The sequence below is a fragment of the Mycobacterium sp. genome, from assembly GCF_050701675.1.
GTDB lineage: Bacteria > Actinomycetota > Actinomycetes > Mycobacteriales > Mycobacteriaceae > Mycobacterium.
The window spans coordinates 1-3363 of the sequence record NZ_JBOGDD010001329.1; the positions used below are offsets into that span (position 1 = coordinate 1).

5 protein-coding genes are annotated in these 3363 nt (G+C 66.4%); 4 read left to right on the forward strand and 1 reads right to left on the reverse strand.

Annotated elements, in window-relative coordinates; all coding sequences use genetic code 11:
- The 3 genes from ligD to ACRDUX_RS41020 form a co-directional block, all read left to right on the forward strand.
- Positions 1-535, forward strand: a 535-nt coding sequence (ligD, locus tag ACRDUX_RS41010) for a non-homologous end-joining DNA ligase LigD (RefSeq protein WP_526423324.1), incomplete at its 5' end; no start/stop codon positions are given.
- Positions 536-708: 173 nt separating this feature from the next.
- A complete protein-coding gene (locus ACRDUX_RS41015) occupies positions 709-1164 on the forward strand; it encodes an STAS domain-containing protein (RefSeq protein ID WP_526423326.1) in 456 nt (151 codons plus the stop codon).
- A 150-nt stretch (positions 1165-1314) separates the two neighbouring features.
- Positions 1315-1755, forward strand: a complete 441-nt coding sequence (locus tag ACRDUX_RS41020) for a MarR family winged helix-turn-helix transcriptional regulator (RefSeq protein ID WP_526423328.1) — start codon at positions 1315-1317, stop codon at positions 1753-1755.
- Here the strand turns inward: ACRDUX_RS41020 and ACRDUX_RS41025 are convergent.
- Positions 1671-3008, reverse strand: coding sequence for an MFS transporter (locus tag ACRDUX_RS41025; protein ID WP_526423330.1), 1338 nt, complete (start codon positions 3006-3008; stop codon positions 1671-1673). The genes ACRDUX_RS41020 and ACRDUX_RS41025 overlap by 85 nt on opposite strands.
- A 95-nt stretch (positions 3009-3103) precedes the next feature.
- Here ACRDUX_RS41025 and ACRDUX_RS41030 point away from each other — a divergent pair.
- On the forward strand, positions 3104-3363 hold a 260-nt coding region (locus ACRDUX_RS41030), incomplete at its 3' end, for a 2,3-bisphosphoglycerate-dependent phosphoglycerate mutase (RefSeq protein ID WP_526423332.1).

Genomic DNA, 3363 nt, shown 5'->3' on the forward strand with positions numbered 1-3363 from the left:
GGCCTACTCCGTGCGCTCGCGACCGGACGCGCGGGTCTCCACCCCACTGCGCTGGGACGAGGTGTCGGACTGCAGGCCCGAGGCGTTCACCGTGGCAACGGTGCCCGCCCGCTACGCGGACGTCGGCGACCCGTGGGAGGGCATGGACGACGCGCGGGGCGGGCTGGAGGGACTCCTGCAACTCGCGGATGAACTCGGACCCGCAGAGAAGGCGCCGAAGGGGGCGCGACGCGAAAATGGCGGACCCGGTTACAGAGTCTCCAAGATGCCGCTGATCGAGATCGCCCGCACCAAGACCAAGGATGAGGCGCTGGCGGCACTACAGACGTGGAAGGCCAGGTACGGGTCCGCCGCCGAACGGCTGGAACCCGTCGACGTGCTCCTCGACGGAATGCGTGGCCCCAGTTCGATCTGGTACCGCGTCCGCATCAACCTTCAGCACGTGCCGGAAGCCCAGCGGCCGCCGCAGGAGGAGCTCATCGCGGACTACTCCCCGTGGGAGGGGTATTCCGGCGCCCAGGGGCGCAGGGGCTGACCCGTCCGTCCCGTGCCTGCGTGGATTTGCTGTCCCCGTTGCGCCGGGACTTCTTAACGATGATTTAGGAGTTACTCCCCGGTACCTTATTTTGGGCCCTTACCTTGGGTTTCAGGTCGAAATGACGGCATCGCCGCCTTCTCATTCGGCAACTACCGAAGGGAGGCAGTGCCATGACTATCACCAACACGAGCACAGCATCGAATTCCCGCTTCCGCTACGGAAATCCGTCGGTTGAGTGCAACGGCGCAGAGCTTCACAAGCAGTGCCGCCAGCTGGCCACCGTACTGACCATCACCGGCGCCATCGACGAGATCAACCTCGAGCTCGTCGTTGAGCAGGCCAAGGGTTGCATCATCGCGGAGAAGCCCTTCATCCTCGATCTCAGTGGCGTCACCTCATTCGCTGCCACGGGGATAACCCTTCTCGACGCGATCGACGAGGCCTGCTACGCGGCGGGCGACGAGTGGTCGCTGATCGTCAGCCAGCCGGTTTCGCGCACCATGCGGCTATGCGGCGTCGACGAAGCCTTCCCGACCACACCGTCGGTTCCCGAAGCGTTGCACCACTTCTCGGATGTCGCAGGCGAGCGTCGCCGCATCCTTCCCATCCTCACCAAGTCCGCCTGAGCCGAAGGATCGAATACTCGTGTTGATCGATGTCCGTTGGTTGCGGTACCTGATCCACCCACGCCACAAGGCAACTCCGACTCGCTGAGTTCCGCCCGCGCCGATGCGGGGTGGATGGTTGTACCCCCGTACTAGTGTGTTGGGGTGTCGATGCCTGCGCACCCAAACGGAGCCGTCCACGCCGACGACGTGGCCGCCCTCCAGGACGTCAGCCTCCGGCTGACGCGCAAGCTGCGCAAGCGATCCCAGACCGAGCTGACGATGTCTCAGGTCTCGGCGCTCTCCACCATCCAGAGGAACGGCCCGCTGCGGGTGGGCGAGCTGGCCCGTCGCGAACAGATCAGCAAGTCCTCGGTCACCCGGCTCGTCGCCCGGCTGGAGGAGACCGGCTACCTGGAGCGCGGGGTCGACCCCGCCGACGGCCGCAGCTTCGTCGTGGTGATCACCGATCACGGTCACGACCTACTGGCCGCGGCGAGGCAGCGGGCGAACGAGTTCCTCGCACTTCAGGTCGGTCGGCTGTCCGAAGACGATCGTCGCTCGATCATGGCGGCACTGCCGTCGCTCGAAAGGCTGATCGCGCTCTCGTAGTCCAGCACGGGGCCGTCCACCAGCGGCTCCCCCGCCACCCCGGCCAGCTCGTGTTTCGTCCGCAGGTACTGCAAGCACGCCAGCGCAGCCGCGGCGGTGCCAACGCCGCCGACCAGGCAGGCCACCCGCGGGCTGGCGTGCTCGCAGATCCATCCGATGAGCGGCCCACCGAGCGGCGTGGTTCCCGCGGTGGCGAGCACGAGCAGGGAGATGACGCGGCCCCGCATCTGAGGGTCGGCGTTGAGCTGCAAGATCGACGTCGCGGTCGCCCGAAACGTCACGCTGAAGGCTCCGACGAAGAAGAGTACGACGTATACGAACGGCAGCGCCGGCGCGAGACCGAGCGCCACGAGCGCTGCGGCGAAGGCACATCCGTTGACGATCAACCGCCGCGAGCTCGCCTTGAGGAATGCCGCAAGGGCCAACCCGCCGAGCACGGCCCCCAGCCCCATGCTGGTGAAGGCGAACCCGACCATCCGCGCATCGCCCCCGAAGACATCACGTGTCAGAGTCGGCAACAGGACGTTCCAGTTGTAGGCGAGGAGCCCGGCCACGGCCATCAACGCCAGGGCCGCAGCGAGCTTGGGATGCCCGGCCACGTAGCGCAGCGTGCCCGTCAGGTTCCCCATCGCCTTGAAGGCTGCGACCGGCTCAACTGGCTGATGCGGCCTGATGAGGAGAAGTGCCACGATCACCGGCACATAGGAGAAGGCGTTGATGTAGAAGGCCGCCGAGATGCCGACCGATGCGATCAGGATGCCCGCGACCGCAGGACCGGCGACCTTGCCGCTGTCTTGAATGATGCCGTTGAGCATCACCGCATTCGTCAGTGTCGCCGGAGTGGCGATGTCGTTGACGACGGTGAGCCGGGCGGGCTTGTCGACCGCGTCGACAAGGCCCTGGATCAGAGCTGCCAGCATCACGATCCAGACCGCAGCGAGCTGCATTTGGACGAGGACGCCGAGGACGAGCGCCGGGACCGTCGCGGCGATGGCCGTCCACAGCAGGATCGTGCGCTTATCGAAGCGGTCCGCGAGAGCCCCGCCCACGGTGGTGAACAGCAGCGTCGGAAGCTGCTGCATCGCCACGGTGACACCCAGGAGCAGCGGCGAGTTGGTCAATTCCAACACCAGCCACGCCTGAGCGAGCTTCTGCATCCAGGTGCCGCTGACGGAGATCGCCTGGCCGAACGCGAACCGTCGGTAATCACGCACGACCAGCGCCGAGAAGGTGGAGGCGAGGTACCGCTTCATCGCGACACCCCCGTTCAACGACACCCTCCTAGTACGCTCGTGCCACCAATATACTACGCATAGCGTACTAACCTGAACGAGCACGGGGAGGCCCGATGAGCACCCTCGTCCTACTGCGCCACGGCGAGAGCGAGGGGAACGCCAGGGGTGAGTTCACGGGCTGGCTCGACGTCCCCCTCACCGAGGACGGCCGGGCCGAAGCAGTGCGCAGCGGCGAACTGCTCGCCGCGGCGGGGATCCTGCCCGACGTGGTGCACACCTCCGTCCTGCGCCGGGCGATCGGCACCGCACACTTGACGCTGGACACATGCGACCGCCACTGGATTCCTGCGCATCGGTCATGGCGGCTCAACGA

Excerpts from the sequence above, each read along its gene's own strand:
- ACRDUX_RS41015 (WP_526423326.1), top strand. The coding sequence starts at position 709 with ATGACTATCACCAACACGAGCACAGCATCGAATTCCCGCTTCCGCTAC.
- ACRDUX_RS41020 (WP_526423328.1), top strand. The coding sequence starts at position 1,315 with ATGCCTGCGCACCCAAACGGAGCCGTCCACGCCGACGACGTGGCCGCC.
- ACRDUX_RS41025 (WP_526423330.1), bottom strand. The coding sequence starts at position 3,008 with ATGAAGCGGTACCTCGCCTCCACCTTCTCGGCGCTGGTCGTGCGTGAT.